1 protein-coding gene is annotated in these 258 nt (G+C 55.8%); it reads left to right on the top strand.

Translation table 11 applies throughout. The features are described 5' to 3' along the window. Positions 1 to 258: MutS-related protein (locus tag A3773_RS17260; RefSeq protein ID WP_156473573.1), on the top strand; the 258-nt coding region annotated here is incomplete at both ends.

Below are 258 nucleotides of genomic sequence, written 5' to 3'. Positions count from 1 at the left end.
ATGGTCTATCGCTGGCGTGGGCAAGTGCTGAGTGGCTAGCGACCAAGGTCGGAGCTATGACCTTGTTTGCGACCCACTATTTTGAACTGACAGAAATGCCTAACCAGCTACCGCATCTCGCTAACGTTCACCTTGACGCGGTAGAGCACGGTGACTCCATCGCCTTTATGCACGCGGTTCAAGAAGGCGCGGCGAGTAAATCCTACGGCCTGGCCGTCGCCGGATTGGCCGGTGTCCCAAAAGCGGTCATAAAGAATG

It is taken from the genome of Neptuniibacter pectenicola (assembly GCF_001597735.1).
Lineage (GTDB): Bacteria > Pseudomonadota > Gammaproteobacteria > Pseudomonadales > Balneatricaceae > Neptuniibacter > Neptuniibacter pectenicola.
The sequence above is the reverse complement of the archived record's forward strand: the minus strand, read 5'-3'. Positions and strand labels throughout refer to the sequence as shown.